This window comes from Corallincola spongiicola (assembly GCF_004284785.1).
GTDB classification, from domain to species: domain Bacteria; phylum Pseudomonadota; class Gammaproteobacteria; order Enterobacterales; family Neiellaceae; genus Corallincola; species Corallincola holothuriorum.
In genome coordinates this window covers 184,844-202,720 of the sequence record NZ_SHLY01000007.1, presented here as the reverse complement: position 1 = coordinate 202,720, position 17,877 = coordinate 184,844, and the positions used below count along the sequence as shown (strand labels likewise).

Below are 17,877 nucleotides of genomic sequence, written 5' to 3'. Positions count from 1 at the left end.
AAAAAAACACAAAGCAAGATCGATTGACTATACCTCCGATAAACAAATACCTTCAATAAATGAAGGCATTTGCGTGATCTACGTCCAGTATTTCTTTACTAAACAAATGATTAATCCGTAACGGTGTCAATCCGAAGTTCAGGAGGCACAGAAAAGGTAATGGTTTCTTCCCGCCCAGGGTTTTCTTCCACTTGCTCGCCGCCCCAAGATTGCAGCTTTTCGATCACTTGTTTCACTAGCACTTCAGGAGCCGACGCTCCGGCTGTCACGCCAACACACGCGACATCACCGGTCAGCCACGACTGCTGAATGTTCTCTGCGGTATCGATCAGATAAGCAGGGGTATCATGCTTTTCAGCCAACTCGCGCAGACGATTGGAATTTGAGCTGTTCTTCGCGCCAACCACCAGCATTAACTGACATTTGGCTGCCAGATCACGCACTGCATCTTGACGGTTCTGGGTCGCATAACAGATATCGTCTTTCCGTGGCCCTTCAATATTCGGGAAGCGCACACGTAAAGCATCTATCACCTCTGCGGTATCATCGACGCTCAATGTAGTTTGGGTGACGTAGCACAGATGAGTTTCATCTTTCACAGGCAAGGAGGCTACGTCAGCAGGCGACTCTACTAAATGGATCGCACCATCAGCATTACTGTACTGCCCCATGGTGCCTTCCACTTCCGGGTGTCCTGCATGACCAATCAGCACGCACTCATGGCCTTTGCGGCTAGCGCGGGTGACTTCCATATGCACTTTAGTCACCAGCGGACAGGTGGCATCAAATATCTTCAGGCCACGTGATTTAGCTTCCTGCCGCACCGCCTGACTTACCCCATGGGCACTAAAGATGACAATACTGTCATCGGGGATTTCAGACAGTTCTTCGACAAAAACAGCACCGCGATCGCGCAAGCCATCAACTACATATCGGTTATGCACCACTTCATGGCGCACATATATAGGCGGCTGAAAGATATCTAAAGCACGCTCAACAATGCTGATGGCGCGATCAACACCAGCGCAAAAACCGCGGGGGTTGGCGAGTAAGATCTTCATGATTTAGCCTCTGGCTGAGCCACAGTAATAACTTCGACATCAAAGGTAATCGTTTGACCAGCCAATGGGTGATTAAAGTCCACGGTGATCGACTCCCCCGCTACGGCGCGAATAATGCCGGGAAGTTCAGCTCCGTTCGGCTGTGAGAAAGTCATTATCGCTCCCTCTTCTGGCGCCAAATCTGCGGGGAATTTACTGCGTTCAACATGATGTATCAGATCAGGGTTTGACAAGCCAAAGGCATCTTCAGGCTTAAGCTCGAACGCTTTTTGTTCGCCAGCACACATGCCGAGCAGACACTGTTCAAATGCAGGCGTTAGCGAGCCATCGCCCATCACCAGCTTGGCTGGTTGCTGGTTCAACTTGGTTGTTTCTGCAACCGAGCCATCGGCCAGTTTTAAGGTAAAATGCATCACTACTTCAGAATGTGGATCAATCACAGCCTTACTCATGACTTGCCTTTTGCTTCTTCATGTCTTGATTCACCTTTCAGCGCATCCAGGATCAACAATCCAGCACCGATGCAGATGGCACTGTCGGCAATATTAAATGCAGGCCAATGCCAGTTGCCGATATAGAAATCGATAAAATCGATAACATAGCCGAGATACACCCGATCGATCAGGTTACCTATCGCACCACCCAGCACTAGCGAAAAGCTCACGCTTTGCAGCAGCATGTGACGGGAAATACCTTTAAGCCAATAGAGCAGTACTCCACTGATGACAAAAGCGATAAATGCAAAAAACCAACGTTGCCAACCTCCCGCATCACTTAAAAAGCTAAACGCAGCACCTTCGTTATGAACATAAGTCCACTGTAGATAGGGAATAAACTCTACTGTTTCGCGATAAGCAAAGGTGTTGGCCACCCACAATTTAGTGGCCTGATCGGCAATCACGATGACAAGCGCCAGCCAGAGCCAGCGCAAACCAGTTTCCTGCCATGCTAACTTAGGCGAATTCACGAACTTCCCCTTCTCCAGTCACGTTGGTGATACAACGGGAGCAGATCGTCGGATGCTCAACGCTCTCTCCAACATCCTCACGGTGATGCCAGCAACGCTCGCATTTCTCTCCGGCAGAACGGGCAACACCCACTTTCAGGCCTTCAACCTCACAATCGACGGCATCCGCCGGAGCGTCAGCCAATGGCATGACCGCAGCCTTTGAGGTCAACAACACAAAGCGCAACTCATCGCCAAGCTTGTTTAGTTCTCCCACCAATGCTTCGTTGGCGTACAAAGTCACTTCAGCTTGCAGAGCGCCACCGATAGTCTCTTCGCGGCGTGCAGCTTCCAACGCCTTGTTGACGTCATTACGGATCTCGATGATCTGTTGCCAGAAAGTATTATCCATCGCGATCCCTGAAGCAGGTAAACTCGCTAAATCATCGAACCAGGTATCAGTGAAAACAAACTCACCGCGCTCGCCTGGCAACAATGCCCAGATCTCATCAGCAGTGAAGCTCATGATCGGTGCCATCCACCGCACCAAGCCTTCAGCGATCAAGTAGAGCGCTGTTTGACAAGAGCGACGAGCAACGCTGTCTGCTTTCGCGGTATATTGACGATCTTTAATCACATCCAGATAGAGGCTACCCAACTCGATTGAGCAGAAATGCATCAGCTTCTGTACCACGAGGTGGAACTGATAGCTGTCATAAGCCTCAAGGATCTCGGCTTGCAGATCAGCAGCTCGCCCCACGACCCAGCGGTCGAGCGCCACCATATCTTCTAAAGCCACCTGATCTTTCTTCGGATCAAAGCCATTTAGATTCGATAGCAAGAAGCGTGCGGTATTACGGATACGACGATAAGAATCAGCGGAACGCATCAGGATCTCATCGGAAACCGTCATCTCAGCAGAATAGTTAGCAGAGGCGACCCACAAGCGCAGAATATCCGCTCCCAGCTTGTTCACCACTTTTTGTGGCGACATCACGTTACCGAGAGACTTAGACATTTTGCGTCCCTGACCATCAACGGTAAACCCGTGCGTCAGCACTTGACGATAAGGCGCATGCCCTTTCATCGCTACAGAGGTCTTCAGTGACGACTGAAACCAACCGCGATGTTGATCTGAGCCTTCCAGATACAGATCGGCAGGCCCGCCTAAATAATCACGGTCATCGACGACTGCCGCATGGGTTACACCAGAGTCAAACCAAACGTCTAACGTGTCAGTCACTTTGCGATACTGTTCTGCACCCTCTTCACCGAGCAGTTCAGCAGGATCTAAATCGAACCAGGCTTGGATCCCCTCTTTCTCGACACGTTCAGCCACTTCGCCCATCAAACGAATAGCGTCTGGGTGCAGCTCGTTAGTGTCTTTATCAACAAACAGGGCAATTGGCACCCCCCAGGTACGCTGGCGTGAGATACACCAGTCAGGGCTGCCCTCAACCATGCCTTCGATACGGCTCTGACCCCAATCTGGTAACCATTCCGTCTTCTTGATCTCATTCAAGGCGGCGGCACGCAAACCCGCCTGCTCCATGCTGATAAACCACTGTGGTGTGGCACGGAAGATAATCGGTGTTTTGTGACGCCAGCAGTGTGGGTAACTGTGCTCATACGCATGGTGATGCAACAGCGCATTACGTTCACTCAGCACATCAACCACATCGGCGTTAGCTTTAAACACATGCTTGCCAGCAAAAAACTCTGTATCAGGCAGAAACACGCCATTACCGCCCACCGGGTTAACCACCTCGAGGTCATACTTTTTACCGACCACGAAGTCATCCTGACCGTGCCCTGGCGCGGTATGCACGCAGCCAGTACCAGAATCAGTAGTCACATGATCGCCAAGGATCAGCGGCACTTGACGATCATTGAAAGGGTGTTGTAACGACAACAATTCCAGATCGGCCCCTTTGGCATAACCCAAAGCATGAAAATGTTGGATGCCATAGCGATCCATGGCTGACTGCAACAGGTCATGGGCGAGGATTAACCGCTCTTTACCCTGCTCACCTTCAATCTGCACCAGGGCATATTCAAGATCAGGATGCACAGCTACCGCTTGGTTAGCTGGCAAAGTCCATGGGGTGGTCGTCCAGATAACTGCTGAGATGGTACCTTCACCCACATGACCTTCAGGGTGATCAAATTTTGCTTCCACTGCCGCAGTATCAATCACAGCAAACTTCACATCGATGGCAGGCGACTGCTTATCTTTGTATTCCACTTCCGCTTCAGCCAGTGCTGAGCCACAGTCTGTACACCAGTGCACAGGCTTCGAGCCTTGCTGCAGATGACCGTTCTCGATGATCTTACTCAACGACCGAATGATATTGGCTTCAAAGCGGAAATCCATGGTCAAGTAGGGGTTCTGCCATTCGCCCAAAACGCCTAGGCGGATAAAGTCTTCACGCTGACCATCCACCTGCTTTTTAGCGTACTCACGGCATTTTTGACGAAACTCAGCGGCGCTCACTTTTACGCCCGGCTTACCCACCTTTTTCTCTACCTGCAGCTCAATAGGCAAACCGTGACAATCCCACCCCGGTACGTATGGCGCATCAAAGCCGGACAGAGTTTTCGACTTCACAATAATATCTTTGAGGATCTTATTAACTGAGTGACCAATATGAATATCGCCGTTGGCATATGGAGGGCCATCATGAAGAATAAACTTCTTGTGGCCAGCACGGGCTTCGCGGATCGCTTGATATAAGCCTTTTTGCTGCCATTGCTGCAAAGTTTTTGGCTCACGCTGTGCCAGGTTACCCCGCATCGGAAAAGCCGTTTCAGGCAAATTCAGTGTCGCTTTATAGTCAGTCATCTAAGTTCCGATCCCTCATGCAAGAGGCTTTCTGTGTTCGCAGTATTAAATCCGAGTGCCCAAACCATCGGCAAAACAAGCTTTGGCCTGTTCGACATCTAGCTTGATTTGAGCTGTTAACTGTTCAAATGCTTCAAATTTTATTTCATCGCGCAACTTGCTTAGAAGTTGCACTTCAATCCTTTGGCCGTAAAGATCACTTGCATAATCAAACAGGTGCACCTCTAGCCGAGCCTGCTGTCCATTCATTGTTGGACGATAGCCAATATTAGCGACACCATCGCAATCAGGCTCTCCATTAAACAACCTAACCTTGACGGCAAATACGCCAGAAAGCGCAGCTTTATGCCGCTTCAAAGCCAGATTGGCTGTAGGAAAACCGAGTAAGCGGCCTTTCTTGTCACCATGGCTGACACGGCCACTGATACTGTAGGGGCGGCCAAGCATGGTTGCTGCTTTATCCAATTGGCCATCGGCTAACGCCTGACGGATCAATGTGCTGCTTATTCGCTGTTGCTGCAAACGAAAACTTTGTGTGCTTTCCACACCAAAGCCGTAACGCTGTCCAGCCTCAACCAGCATTTTGAAATCACCGCGGCGTGCTTTGCCGAAACAAAAGTCATCACCCACAACCAAATGCCTTACCCCCAGCTTTTCGACCAGTAGTTCACGTACAAATTGCTCTGGTTCCATACTCGCCAAACGACGAGAAAAGGTAATGCAGAGAATACGTGCCACAGCCAATTCGCTGAGCTGAACCACTTTCTCAGTCAGACTGCACAAGCGAGGCGGTGCCAGATCTGGTTGAAACAGTTCCTGAGGTTGCGGTTCAAAGGTCATCACGGTCACAGGTAGCGACAACTCTCTTCCCTTATCCGCAAGGGACTGAATAACTGCCTGATGCCCTAAGTGCACACCGTCGAAGTTACCGATAGTTAGTACACAGCCATGATGCTGCGGCAATATATTATGCGCACCGCGGATCAGCTCCATTACTACCCTAACCTTCTAACGACCCAAACCGCGGGATTATATACCACTCTTCCCATAGGATCAGCTTCCATGGGCAGCCAAGTGCCGAGGACGTATACCAAGCAACAGTAAAGCCAAGAGATAAACCACACCACCGCCAACGATAAGACCTCCTAGAGTCATCACTCGAGCCCCAAAATCCATCGCTATCCATTCCGCTTCAACCGGTTTCATCCAGTTAATCATTAATGCCATCAACACCGCAGAGAGAATCATTTTGCTAAGAATAATTAGTGTTGCTGGTTGTAATTGAAAAACATCCAGCTGTTTCAGGCCGCGATAGAGTAACCCGGCATTCAACGTTGCCGAAAGACTGGTGGCGATAGCCAGACCAACATAACCAAATGGGATGGCAAAAATCAGATTAAAGAGCATATTGCTAGCCATAGCGATGATGCCGTAACGTACCGGAGTTTTAGTATCCTGGCGGGCGTAGTAACCCGGAGCCAACACTTTCACAAGCATAAAGCTGACTAAACCGCTGCCATAGGCGATTAAGCTGTAACTGGCCATACGGCTGTCATTGACATCAAAAGCCCCGTGCATAAACAGCACCATGAGCATCGGTTGTGCCAGCACGATTAAACCAAAAGCGGCAGGAAAACCGAGGCAGCACACCGTGCGCACGCCCCAATCAACAGTCGCCGCAAATGCCTCTTTGCCGGCAGAGACATGGCGCGAAGAGAGGTGCGGCAAGATAACCGTGGCGATAGCAATACCAAACAAACCCAATGGGAACTCAAGCAAGCGATCAGAGTAGTAGAGCCAACTGATCGAGCCGGTCATCAGAAATGACGCGATCAAGGTATCAAATAGCAGATTAATTTGGCTGACAGAAACACCAAACAGCGCCGGGATCATCAGAGTTCGGATCTTTACCACCCCAGGTGTATTCCATCCCCATGATGGCCGAACCAACATTTTGGCTTTAATCAGAAACGGGATCTGAAAAGCAAACTGCACCATACCGCCGAAAAATACACCCCAAGCCAATCCCATTTCGGGTTGCTCTAACGAAGGAGACACCCAAAGTGCAAAACTGATAATAACGACGTTAAGAAACACTGGCGTAAATGCCGCCACGGCAAACTTACCCAAACTATTGAGCACCGCGCCCGACAACGCAGTAAAGGTAATAAACCAGAGATAGGGAAAAGTGATCTGCAGCAGCAGGGAAGCTCGCTCAAACTTCCCCGCATTGGGGCCATCATTTACCCAGTCGAGAAACCAGCCGGTACCAAAGATCGCGGTCACCACGGGCGCACCAATCACACCGCACAAGGTTACTATGGTCACCAATACACCGAGCGTACCAGACACTTTAGCAACCAAGGCTTGCACATCACTGAGCTCCCCCTTCTCTTTGGTCTCAGTGAATACAGGCACAAAAGCTTGAGCAAACGCGCCTTCAGCAAATAGACGGCGAAGAAAATTGGGGATCTTATTGGCAAAGAAAAATACATCCGCCTCAGCCTTTGCCCCCAGCAGATTTGCAATCACAACATCACGTACCAAGCCAAGCACACGGCTGACTAATGTCATTGCACTAACGATGGCGCCAGAACGCAGCAAACTCTTACCCACGAACACTCCCTGAACGAAACTAGAACTTCAGCTACCCAGCGGCAAAGATTGCTGATAGAATTCCGCGCCATCTTAGCGCTGCTTTGCAAAGGAAACCAATACTGATTTCCTCAGCAAAAAGTGTTGATTGACTTTTGGTCGAAAAAGGAATACCCTCCTCGGCCTTTTGATAAACCCTCTGAACAAGTTTTAGGAGTCAACTTTGGCTAACATCAAGTCAGCTAAAAAGCGCGCAGTGCAGTCGGAGAAGAACCGTAAGCACAATGCTAGCCGTCGTTCAATGCTTCGTACTTACCTGAAGAAGGTAATTGTTGCAATTGAAGCTGGTGACAAAGCAGCTGCTCAAACAGCATTCGTAAGCGCACAACCTATTCTGGACCGTGCAGCAGCTAAAGGCCTGGTACATAAGAATAAAGCAGCCCGTCACAAGGCTCGCCTGAATTCTAAAATCCAAGCGCTGTAAGCGAAAAGAATTCGTCATTAAAAAAACCGGCCTCGGCCGGTTTTTTTATATCTGCAGATCCCTACCTTGTACATTACCACTTAACTCAACTTGCCACCTCAAACCGCCGTGGCCAGATCCGGCAAATTGGTGTCTCGATGAGCTGTTCACAAAATTCAGGCATTAAAAAATCGGCCTTAGCCGATTTTTTTTAACAGGATGCGTATGCTCTCCTGCTGGCACACTAAGCAGCTTATTTAGGCTGCAGCAGCCTCTACAGGCTGTTCACAGTACATGCTATGCAACAGTGAAATCATCTGGCCAACTTCTATACTTGCCAGAGAATAATAGACTGTCTGTGCTTCTTTGCGCGTCTTCACCAAACCATCCCGGCGAAGCCATGCCAAGTGCTGCGATAACGCAGACTGACTCAAGTCTACTAATCTTGCGAGCTCTCCAACTGATAATTCACCATCATGTAGATGACACAGTATGTAGAGGCGCCGTTCATTTGCCATTGCCTTCAGCAGCTTCACCGCGGGTGCCGAATTGGTTCTTATTTGATCCAGGTTCATCTCCCTTCCCAGTACCTTATTTGCCGAAAAAGTGACACTATTCTATCAAGGAATCGTCAAAAAAACAGGAAAAAGCGTCATTTTTTTGTCGCATCGGTCACGTTAGCATCAAGTAAATCAAAATATCAGCGTCTAGTCATTTAACCGTCACCTCAATGTCACCTCAATGTCACCACTTTTTCACATCCACTTTCTATCTTTCGATCAGCTTCCGAAGGAGAGGAAAAGTGACATGACAACACGAACGGTGCTCCATCACTACAGGGCGATTTGGTTATCAGATATTCATCTGGGTAGTCGAGATTGCCAGGCCAGCTATCTGCTCTCTTTTCTTCGTAGCATGAAAACTGACACACTATTTTTAGTCGGTGATGTCATTGATTTGTGGGCACTTAAAAAAAGAAGCTACTGGCCGGAGTCTCACCAAGCAGTACTCCATGAACTCGCCAAGCTATCAAAAAATGGTACCCGAGTGATCTACATACCCGGTAATCATGATGAAGACCTAAGAGCCTTCACTCAGCTTCCCTTACTAGGTTTAGAGCTACACCTGCAATATGACTACACGACTCATCAGGGCAAAAAATTGTTACTAGTACATGGTGACCAATTTGACGCAGCGGTGAAATGTGGCCCTTTAACCACTTGGTTTGGTGATCGGGCCTATGACTTTTTGTTATGGCTAAATCGTAAAACTAATCAACAGCGCCGGAATTTTGGCTTTAGCTACTTTTCCCTCGCCAGTTATCTAAAACAGAAAAGTCGTAAAGCTGCACAAGCCATTGCGCGATTTGAGCAAGCAGCTATCCACGAAGCTAAGCGCCGCGGCTATGATGGCATTGTCTGCGGTCACATCCATGTGCCTCGTTTGCGCCATGAAGATGGCATCATCTATATGAATGATGGTGACTGGGTTGAAAGCTGCACAGCTTTAGTGGAGCAGCGCAATGGCGATCTTGAGCTATTACATTGGAGTGACCAGACACAGCAATTGGCTGAACTACCCATAAATCATCAAGCAGCTTAGTCTGTCGCCCTGAGTCGCCAACACTGACATATTACTGCAAGAAAAACGCATCATTTCCGTCATCAACAGCAATTAACTTGTGAGCAGGAGATACCAACGGAAATAACGCTATGTTGTCAGTCGAAAAGCTGATCAATGAACACTACCCGAAACTGCAAGATAAACCCTGGCTGCATAAACCGGTCAAGGCGATGCTGCGCACCCTCCTCAACGAACAAGAGTTCATCCGTTTCTCCGATGACTATCCGCATCTGCGAGGATTAGCGCTAATCGAGCAGATATTTGAACACTTCAACTTCACTTACACGGTCAAAGAGAATGAGCGGATCCGTATCCCCTCTTCCGGCCGAGTCGTTATCATTGCTAACCATCCCATTGGCTCTCTTGATGGTTTGGCATTGCTCCACTTAGTGAGCACCATACGCCAGGACGTAAAAGCGGTCGCTAACGAACTACTTTATAGTCTTGAGCCGCTTAGGGATCTGCTATTACCTGTTAACGCTATGGGTGGAGGTAGTAAACAGGCTCAGCTGCGTTCAATCAGTGAATACCTCGACAACGAAGGCGCCATAATTATCTTCCCGGCGGGGGAAGTATCGCGGCTTAGACCACAAGGGGTCAGAGACACACGTTGGCAAGGCGGTTTCTTGCGGATCGCCAGCCAAACTCAGTCACCCGTCGTTCCCGTGTTTATCAAAGGCAGAAACTCCGCGCTATTTTATGGTACCTCAATGCTATACAAGCCGCTTTCGACCCTATTGTTAGCAAAAGAGATGTTTCGCCAATCCAGTGGCTCTTTGTCATTAGTTATCGGAGATCCTATCCCTTTCGATGCCTACAAGGGTGATCAACTTGCTCGCCGGGCGAAGGTAAAACTGTTTAAACGTCATCTTTACCGCATCGGTAAGAACCAAAGCCCGCTATTTCGCACTGAAACAGCCATTGGTCACCCTGAGAATAGGAGCTACCTGCAGCAAGCCTTAAAAGCCTGTGAACTCTTGGGAGCCACACCTGACGGCAAGCAGATCTTACTTTACAAGGCTGGGGTTAATTCGACCATCATGCGGGAGCTAGGACGGTTAAGAGAAATCGCCTTTCGCGCTGTCGGTGAAGGAACAGGTCGCAAGCGGGATCTGGATAAATATGACAACTACTATGAGCACCTATTACTTTGGGATCCTAATGATCTAGAGATCGCCGGTGCCTACCGGCTTGCACCGACGGCAAAAATCGTTGCTGAACAAGGTATCAAGGGGTTGTATACCAGTTCGCTGTTCAGCTTTGACAAAGAGATGAGCCCCTATCTCGCCAAAGGGTTGGAGTTAGGCCGTAGCTTTGTCCAGCCTCGCTACTGGGGCAGACGTTCTTTGGATTATCTATGGCACGGCATTGGCGCATATATCAGCCGCTATCCCGAATGCCGTTATCTGTTTGGCCCTGTCTCTATCAGCAAAGAGATGCCAACCGCAGCACGGGATCTGATGATCCAGTTTTACCTGCAATACTTCGGCTCAGCATCGCAAATAGCAAGATCCCACCATCCCTATCGCGTTGCCGAAAATAGTCAGCTAGGAGTGACATTTTCCGGTGAAAACTACATCGAAGAGTTTGCTCTACTCAAAAACATGCTAGCGAACATGGGGTGCAGCGTACCGACCCTCTATAAACAGTACAGCGAAGTATGCGAACCGGGTGGCGTGCGGTTCCTAGACTTTGGTATCGATCCTGAATTCGCCGCCTGCATTGATGGCCTGGTGTTGGTAGATACCCATCTATTGAAAGAGAAGCGGCGTCAACGCTATATGCCAGATGCAGCGTTGGCCGAGCCAGCAACACCTAACTCACCCCAAACGGCATTATCGATGCAATAGCGCATTAAAAAAGGCTCCAACCATGGAGCCTTTTAGCAAGCGGCTTGTGCAACAAACTAATCGGCGATCACCTCAAACATAGGTTGGTCATCCAGTAAGGCAACAACCTCTGCGATACGCTGGATCGTATTGTTGTTCAGACGAATGCCTTGATTAAGCATGATCTTCCCTTCTTTGGTTGTCACAGGCGCAGCCAATACCATGCCCTCTTCGAGGTGCTCCAGAGTAACCTTTTGTGGCTGCCCAACAGGTAGCTCATCGGCCTCTAGCGGCTCAACCACATCGGTACGGATCACCTCGTAACCTATCCTTGGGCGAGCCTTAAATTCGGCATTAATCGCTTCTGAGATCTTGTGAACCAGCTGCTCAGGTTTTGCCGGTTTAGCAACTATGCCATTCACATCCAGCGCGATAGCTGTGCCCAATACACTCGCCTCGGTATGGCTGGTCACCACTAACACCGGTGTTGCACTGGACAAGCCGGTCTGATTACAACGGATACGTTTGACCAGCTCAAGGCCATTCATACCGTCCATCTCAATATCAACCAATACGAGATCGATATTGCCCGCTTCCAGCATCGCCAGCGCTATCTCTGCACTTTGCGCAGTTTCAACATGGTGCAGCCCCAGCTGATTTAACACCCCAGCCATCATGTGAAGAATAATCGGTTGATCATCAACCGCTAATACTCTCAGTTCACTTAACGTCTTGTTTAAGCTCATGACAACTCCTACGCCGGCGCTTTAAATAGCGACGGGGGCTTTAATATGGGGATGGGATTCGTAACCAACAATCTCAAAATCGTCAAACTTATAGTCAAATATCGACGCTGGACGGCGTTTAATATTCAACTTAGGCAACGCTAACGGCTGCCGTGTCAACTGCAGCTTCGTCTGTTCGATATGATTAGAATAGAGGTGCGTATCCCCTCCAGTCCAAACAAAATCGCCCACCTCTAAGTCGCACTGTTGCGCCACCATATGGGTCAGCAAAGCATAACTGGCAATATTAAACGGTAGGCCGAGGAAGACATCACAACTACGTTGATAAAGCTGACAGGAGAGTTTGCCGTCTGCCACGTAAAACTGAAACAACGCATGGCATGGTGCCAAAGCCATCTTATCCAACTCTCCCACATTCCACGCCGACACGATGATACGGCGAGAATCGGGATCTTGCTTTATCTGCTCAATCACTCGACTGATCTGATCAACATGGCCACCATCAGGTGTTGGCCAACTGCGCCATTGCGCACCGTAAACAGGCCCAAGGTTCCCCTCATCATCAGCCCACTCATCCCAAATAGAAACACCGTTTTCTTTTAAATAAGCGGTATTCGTGTCGCCTTGTAAGAACCAAAGCAACTCATGAATAATTGAGCGAAGGTGCAGTTTTTTGGTTGTAACCAAAGGAAAACCATCGGCCAAATTAAAACGCATCTGATGGCCAAAGATAGAAAACGTACCGGTACCGGTGCGATCATCTTTACGAGTTCCCTGCGCCAGCAGTGTCTGCATCAAATCTAAATACTGTTTCATAAATCCTACGTCTATGACTTAGCGGCTGCAGGAGCAGCGCGTAACATCAGGTATGCGCCATATATTATCATGGGAAGCGAGAGCAATTGTCCCATCGTGATCATATTCATCAACACTCCCAAGTGTGCATCCGGCTCACGCACATATTCAACCAGGAAGCGGAAGCTGCCGTAACCCAGCAGAAATAAACCTGCGACAGCGCCTGGCTTCCGAGTTTTCGATGAAAACCACCAAAGCAGCGTAAATAGCACCACACCTTCCAGGGCGAATTGATACAGCTGCGAAGGGTGGCGCGGTACCCCGCCAGACGCAGGATCAGGAAAGATAATCGCCCATGCCACGTCGCTCTGACGCCCCCATAGTTCGCTGTTAATAAAGTTACCCAGGCGCCCCAATCCTAAACCGATAGGGATCAAAGGTGCGACAAAGTCAGCCACCTGCCAAAAGGTTTTCTGCTCTTTTCGGGCACGCCAAAACATCGCGGCTATAACCCCTAATAAGCCACCATGGAAAGACATACCACCTTCCCAGATACGGAACAAATAGAGCGGGTTATCCAAAAACAGATCGAAATGATAAAACAACACATAGCCAATCCGCCCACCAAGGATCACCCCGAGAAAGCCATAAAAGAGTAAGTCACCAACCTGCTCTTTCGTCCACACGGAACCAGGCTTTTGCGCACGATAATTGGCCAATAGCATGGCGGCAGCAAATCCCAGCAGGTACATCATGCCATACCAACGTATAGACAGTGGCCCAATAGAAAAAATCACCGGGTCAATCTTAGCTAACACCATAAACTCATCGGCCATGTAACGATCCAATCTCTAAAACAGGAGTAATTTAACAGCAACCAAGAGCAACATGATTGCGACGATCTTTTTTAACCTACGTGTTGGCCAACGACTCGCCAACTTGGCACCTAACGGAGCACTAAACAACGCAGTGATAGCAATACCTAACACTGCGGGCAGATATACATAGCCAATACTGAATTCAGGCAAGTGGCTCACCTGCAATCCACTACTTATGTAACCCAGCGTACCCGCAGCGGCGACGATAATACCACAGCATGCCGAAGCGCCTATTGCGCGTTTCATGATCATACCGTGACTGCTCAAGTAGGGAACCAATAGCGTACCACCAGCGATCCCCAACAGTGCCGAAACACCACCAATGACCGTTGTTGCAACAAGCACATGGAACTTCCGATAGGGCTTGCTCTGTTCACTCTTAGCTTGGCGTTGATCCAGCCACATGCGAATACTCATAGCGCCCGCAAACAGGGCAAACGCGAGCTCCAAAAACCAAGCAGGGATAAGTGCAGCCAAATAGCCAGCCATTAAGGCACCGCTGGCTAAACCAGACAACAGCAGCGGAATATTTTGCCACGGCACGTTACCCAATCGAGCGTGGGCCAAGCAGGAAGAGAGTGAGGTGATAATGACCGCCGCGAGTGAACTCGCCAATGACATTGTCATCAGGTTGTCAGGCTGCACGCCCGCAAGTGGTAGAAGCAAATAAAAAACCGGCACTAATACCAGCCCACCACCAATACCCAGCAGGCCTGAGATAGCGCCCACTAAAACGCCCACAGGTAGTGAGCAGAGCAAAATAAATAATGCAGAAGACACTGGGGCTATTTACCCGCGCGAACCAAACCACCCAGCCCTAATGTCTCAAGATGTTGTGACATGACACGCCTCACATCATTGGGAGACTCTAATGCCAACACTTGATCTAAAACTTGTTTCGACTGGTCAAGGCGCGCCTTACGGATCACCCACTTAATTTTAGGAATGTTGTGAATATTCATACTCAGTTGGCGATAGCCCATTGCCATCAAAAGCAATGCGCCGGCAGGCTCACCAGCCAATTCACCACACAAGCTCACTGGAATTCCGCACTTATGCGCTTGATCAAAAATATGCTTCAGTGCCAGCAATACCGCTGGGTGGTAGGAATCATAAAGCTCGGCAACACGGGAGTTATTCCGATCGACCGCCAACAGATACTGGGTCAAATCATTAGATCCAACAGAAATGAAATCTACGCGAGACGCCAACGCTGGCAGTTGATAAATAATCCCAGGCACTTCGATCATCACACCGATTTTAGGCCGAGCTAATAGTTGATCGTTACCCTGCGCAGCAATCTCTTCGCTCACCTCACGGTAAGCTTGCCGAGTTAAGCGCAATGCTTCATCGACTTCACTGATACTGGTGATCATGGGGAACATGATATTCAGGCTATCCATACCCAGGTTAGCCCGCAGCATGGCCCGGATCTGCACCAGAAAGATCTCCGGATGATCCAGCGTCATTCGGATCCCACGCCACCCCAAGAAAGGATTATCCTCATTGATAGGGAAATAAGGTAACGATTTATCTCCCCCCACATCTAAGGTGCGCATGGTGACAGGGCGGCCACAGTAACTTTGCAGCACTTTACGGTAGATATTGAACTGCGCCTCTTCCGATGGAAAACGATCCTCCATCATAAATGGGATCTCGGTACGATAGAGGCCAACACCATCGGCGCCAGAACTGTGTGCAATATCGGTATCAGCACTTAAACCCGCATTCAGATGAATACGGACTTCAAAACCATCAGGGGTGGTGGCACTCAGATCGGCTTGTTTGGTATAGACGCTGCGCAGTTCATCTTCTTCGCCAATCAGCCGGCGATATTCACTCAGAACAGCTTCATTCGGCGAGACATAAAGTTCGCCGCTATAGCCATCAATAATAAGCTCTAAACCATCCAATTGCGCAACAGGTACCTCTTCGATACCCAGCAGCGCCGGTACCCCCATCGCTCGCGCTAAAATAGCTGCGTGGGAGTTATTCGAACCACGCATCGACAGTAAACCGGCAAGCTTACGCCTTGGGATCTCGGCTAACATCGACGCAGTGACCTCTTCTGCCACCAGGATCACTTCATCTTCAAGTTGCCGTTGATCGCGTTTATTCGGGTTCAGCTGCGCCAGCAGCCGCTGTCCCAGATCTCTAACATCACTGGCACGCTCACGAATATAAGGATCTGTCATCGCTTCAAACTGATCCACGAAACCTAGCAGCACCTTCTTCACAGCCGATTGCGCAGCCAGCCCCTGCTCGATCTCCGCTTCGACAGCATCGGCAATTGAGGCATCTTGCAGCATCTGCTGGTACATCTCGAAGATGGCAGCGACTTCAGGACTCACCAGTTCGGTCATACGATTGGCCAGTACCCGCAACTCCTGCCGAGTGGATGCCAACGCATGTATAAAGCGTTTGAGTTCAGCGTCTTTATCTTCTGCTTGAACAATGGGTACAGATTCCAGGCGATAGCTTGGCTCAGCAACAAACGCACGGCCAATAACCACACCAGGCGAGCCGGGTACCCCTTTAAGGGTTTTCACCCAACGCCGCTGACGTCCACTCGCTCGTTCAAGCACCCCACGCGCTTCTGCATGGGCAATAACCGTCGCCAACTGCGCCGCTAGGGTAACGAGAAATGACTCTTCGTTAGCACTGAACTGGCGGGCATCGGCATGCTGTACCACCAAGACACCCAACACTTTGCGGTGATGAATAATCGGTGTACCGAGGAATGCACAGAGCGTATCTTCTTTTGCTTCCGGGAAGAATTTAAAGCGAGGGTGTTGTTGCGCATTTGCCACGTTAATCGGCTCTTCTCGCTGTCCGACTAACCCAACTAAGCCTTCAGAGAATCCGATAGTGACTTGACCAACCGCAGCCTGTTCAAGTCCATCGGTGGCCATCAAGAGAAATTGTTGCTGCTCATAATCCGCTAAGTAGACAGAACAACAATCAACCGACATGGCGGCTTTGGTTTCAGCCGCCAACAGGTCTAGCGCATGCTCAAGATCGGAGGTTTGATTAACCTGCTGAACAATTCTTCGCAGCGTGGTCAACATCTCCATAGCAAAAACGCTCCTCTATCTATTCCGTCTACGTGGCCGCCGCTTATGCGAAGGCGGCTGAGCAGCAATGGCGAACTCTTTCATTGCGCGGCGATACACTTCCCGCTTAAAAGAGACGACCTGTCGAACCGGATACCAAAAACTCACCCAACGCCAACCATCAAATTCGGGGTGATGGCTTGCCTTGAGGTTAACGGCATCCTCTTTAGATTCCAGTCGAAGTAAAAACCAGCGTTGCTTCTGGCCAATACACATTGGAGATGAATCTCGCCTGATTAACCGCTTGGGTAGTTTGTAACGCAACCAGTTTTTGGTTGTCGCAATAATCTTAACGTCTTGCGGCTTTAACCCTACTTCTTCGTAGAGTTCTCGAAACATCGCCTGTTCAGCGGTTTCCCCTTCGTTTATACCACCTTGAGGAAACTGCCAGGAGTGTTGTCCAAAGCGACGCGCCCAAAACACTTGACCCAATCGGTTACAGATGACGATACCGACATTCGCGCGGTAGCCTTCTGAATCGATCACAATTCGCTGTATCCAGCTAAAAAACTTACATGTTTCGATTGTTCCACAATCAGTGGGTGGCGGCAATCATCCATTTCTGCAATAAGACCTGAGTCTCAGTGGATAAAATCAAGGCAAAAGGAAAGTTGTTCACAGAAGCAACGAATGCGATGAGAACTAATGCACAATTTCTGTGAGTAAAACTGTGTTCTATCCTGTGGATAAAAATATCTGATGAAATTAAACGACAGGTAACAAAACTCAAACCACAAACTGGAAAGTATATTTTTTCCTTTAATATCAGAAATAAAATAGCAGTTAAATGATCTTTTTTGACGATCAAAGATCGTTTTGAGGTGATCGAATCAGATCGAAAAATTGCCCACAAAAAGATCAGAACAAAAATCAACCACAGTTGGTTTATCCACAAGCCATCTGGTTAGATAGTGAACCAAGAACCAGAGTTTGCTGCGCAACAGTAAATATTGCGCAAGTATATCGTTGAGATATGGCGTTAATCT

The 17,877-nt window shown here is 49.1% G+C and carries 16 protein-coding genes; 3 read left to right on the top strand and 13 right to left on the bottom strand.

The window, feature by feature from the left end:
* Positions 1 to 110 precede the first annotated feature (110 nt).
* From ispH to murJ, 6 genes are read right to left on the bottom strand one after another with little or no spacing between them, the layout of a single operon-like run.
* Positions 111 to 1,061 (bottom strand): 4-hydroxy-3-methylbut-2-enyl diphosphate reductase, encoded by a 951-nt coding sequence (gene ispH / locus EXY25_RS16670; RefSeq protein WP_130567750.1) that lies wholly within the window; start codon positions 1,059 to 1,061, stop codon positions 111 to 113.
* On the bottom strand, positions 1,058 to 1,513 hold the full coding sequence (gene fkpB, locus EXY25_RS16665) for an FKBP-type peptidyl-prolyl cis-trans isomerase (protein ID WP_130567749.1): 456 nt from the start codon (positions 1,511 to 1,513) through the stop codon (positions 1,058 to 1,060). The genes ispH and fkpB overlap by 4 nt, the downstream gene beginning before the upstream one ends.
* A complete protein-coding gene (lspA, locus tag EXY25_RS16660; RefSeq protein WP_130567748.1) occupies positions 1,510 to 2,028 on the bottom strand; it encodes a signal peptidase II in 519 nt (172 codons plus the stop codon). Before lspA ends, fkpB begins: the two co-directional genes overlap by 4 nt.
* Positions 2,015 to 4,849, bottom strand: a complete 2,835-nt coding sequence (ileS, locus tag EXY25_RS16655; protein WP_130567747.1) for an isoleucine--tRNA ligase — start codon at positions 4,847 to 4,849, stop codon at positions 2,015 to 2,017. Before ileS ends, lspA begins: the two co-directional genes overlap by 14 nt.
* A gap of 45 nt (positions 4,850 to 4,894) precedes the next feature.
* The gene (gene ribF / locus EXY25_RS16650) at positions 4,895 to 5,842 is read right to left on the bottom strand and encodes a bifunctional riboflavin kinase/FAD synthetase (RefSeq protein WP_130567746.1); all 948 of its coding nucleotides are present in this window, start codon (positions 5,840 to 5,842) and stop codon (positions 4,895 to 4,897) included.
* Positions 5,843 to 5,902: 60 nt separating this feature from the next.
* Positions 5,903 to 7,465 (bottom strand): murein biosynthesis integral membrane protein MurJ, encoded by a 1,563-nt coding sequence (murJ, locus tag EXY25_RS16645; RefSeq protein WP_130567745.1) that lies wholly within the window; start codon positions 7,463 to 7,465, stop codon positions 5,903 to 5,905.
* A gap of 202 nt (positions 7,466 to 7,667) precedes the next feature.
* Between murJ and rpsT the strand changes: the two genes are divergently transcribed.
* Positions 7,668 to 7,928, top strand: coding sequence for a 30S ribosomal protein S20 (rpsT, locus tag EXY25_RS16640; protein WP_114339194.1), 261 nt, complete (start codon positions 7,668 to 7,670; stop codon positions 7,926 to 7,928).
* A 236-nt stretch (positions 7,929 to 8,164) separates the two neighbouring features.
* Here rpsT and EXY25_RS16635 read toward each other — a convergent pair whose 3' ends face one another.
* Complete coding sequence (locus EXY25_RS16635; protein ID WP_114339193.1) at positions 8,165 to 8,482, bottom strand: ArsR/SmtB family transcription factor; 318 nt, start codon at positions 8,480 to 8,482, stop codon at positions 8,165 to 8,167.
* 232 nt (positions 8,483 to 8,714) lie between these two features.
* On the opposite strand from EXY25_RS16635, the gene EXY25_RS16630 reads away from it, so the two are divergent.
* Both EXY25_RS16630 and olsF read left to right on the top strand, forming a co-directional pair.
* Entirely contained in the window at positions 8,715 to 9,509 is a 795-nt protein-coding gene (locus EXY25_RS16630) for a UDP-2,3-diacylglucosamine diphosphatase (protein WP_130567744.1), read from the top strand.
* Positions 9,510 to 9,619: 110 nt separating this feature from the next.
* Positions 9,620 to 11,380, top strand: a complete 1,761-nt coding sequence (gene olsF, locus EXY25_RS16625; RefSeq protein WP_130567743.1) for a bifunctional ornithine lipid synthase OlsF — start codon at positions 9,620 to 9,622, stop codon at positions 11,378 to 11,380.
* 56 nt (positions 11,381 to 11,436) lie between these two features.
* Here olsF and EXY25_RS16620 read toward each other — a convergent pair whose 3' ends face one another.
* From EXY25_RS16620 to rppH, 6 genes are read right to left on the bottom strand one after another with little or no spacing between them, the layout of a single operon-like run.
* Entirely contained in the window at positions 11,437 to 12,105 is a 669-nt protein-coding gene (locus tag EXY25_RS16620) for a response regulator (RefSeq protein ID WP_130567742.1), read from the bottom strand.
* Between the two features lie 21 nt (positions 12,106 to 12,126).
* Complete coding sequence (thyA, locus tag EXY25_RS16615) at positions 12,127 to 12,921, bottom strand: thymidylate synthase (RefSeq protein ID WP_114339189.1); 795 nt, start codon at positions 12,919 to 12,921, stop codon at positions 12,127 to 12,129.
* Between the two features lie 11 nt (positions 12,922 to 12,932).
* Positions 12,933 to 13,736, bottom strand: coding sequence for a prolipoprotein diacylglyceryl transferase (gene lgt / locus EXY25_RS16610; protein ID WP_114339188.1), 804 nt, complete (start codon positions 13,734 to 13,736; stop codon positions 12,933 to 12,935).
* Between the two features lie 15 nt (positions 13,737 to 13,751).
* Positions 13,752 to 14,558, bottom strand: coding sequence for a sulfite exporter TauE/SafE family protein (locus tag EXY25_RS16605; protein ID WP_165419394.1), 807 nt, complete (start codon positions 14,556 to 14,558; stop codon positions 13,752 to 13,754).
* A gap of 5 nt (positions 14,559 to 14,563) precedes the next feature.
* Entirely contained in the window at positions 14,564 to 16,846 is a 2,283-nt protein-coding gene (gene ptsP, locus EXY25_RS16600) for a phosphoenolpyruvate--protein phosphotransferase (protein WP_114339224.1), read from the bottom strand.
* Between the two features lie 21 nt (positions 16,847 to 16,867).
* The gene (gene rppH, locus EXY25_RS16595) at positions 16,868 to 17,377 is read right to left on the bottom strand and encodes an RNA pyrophosphohydrolase (protein WP_114339186.1); all 510 of its coding nucleotides are present in this window, start codon (positions 17,375 to 17,377) and stop codon (positions 16,868 to 16,870) included.
* Positions 17,378 to 17,877 lie beyond the last annotated feature (500 nt).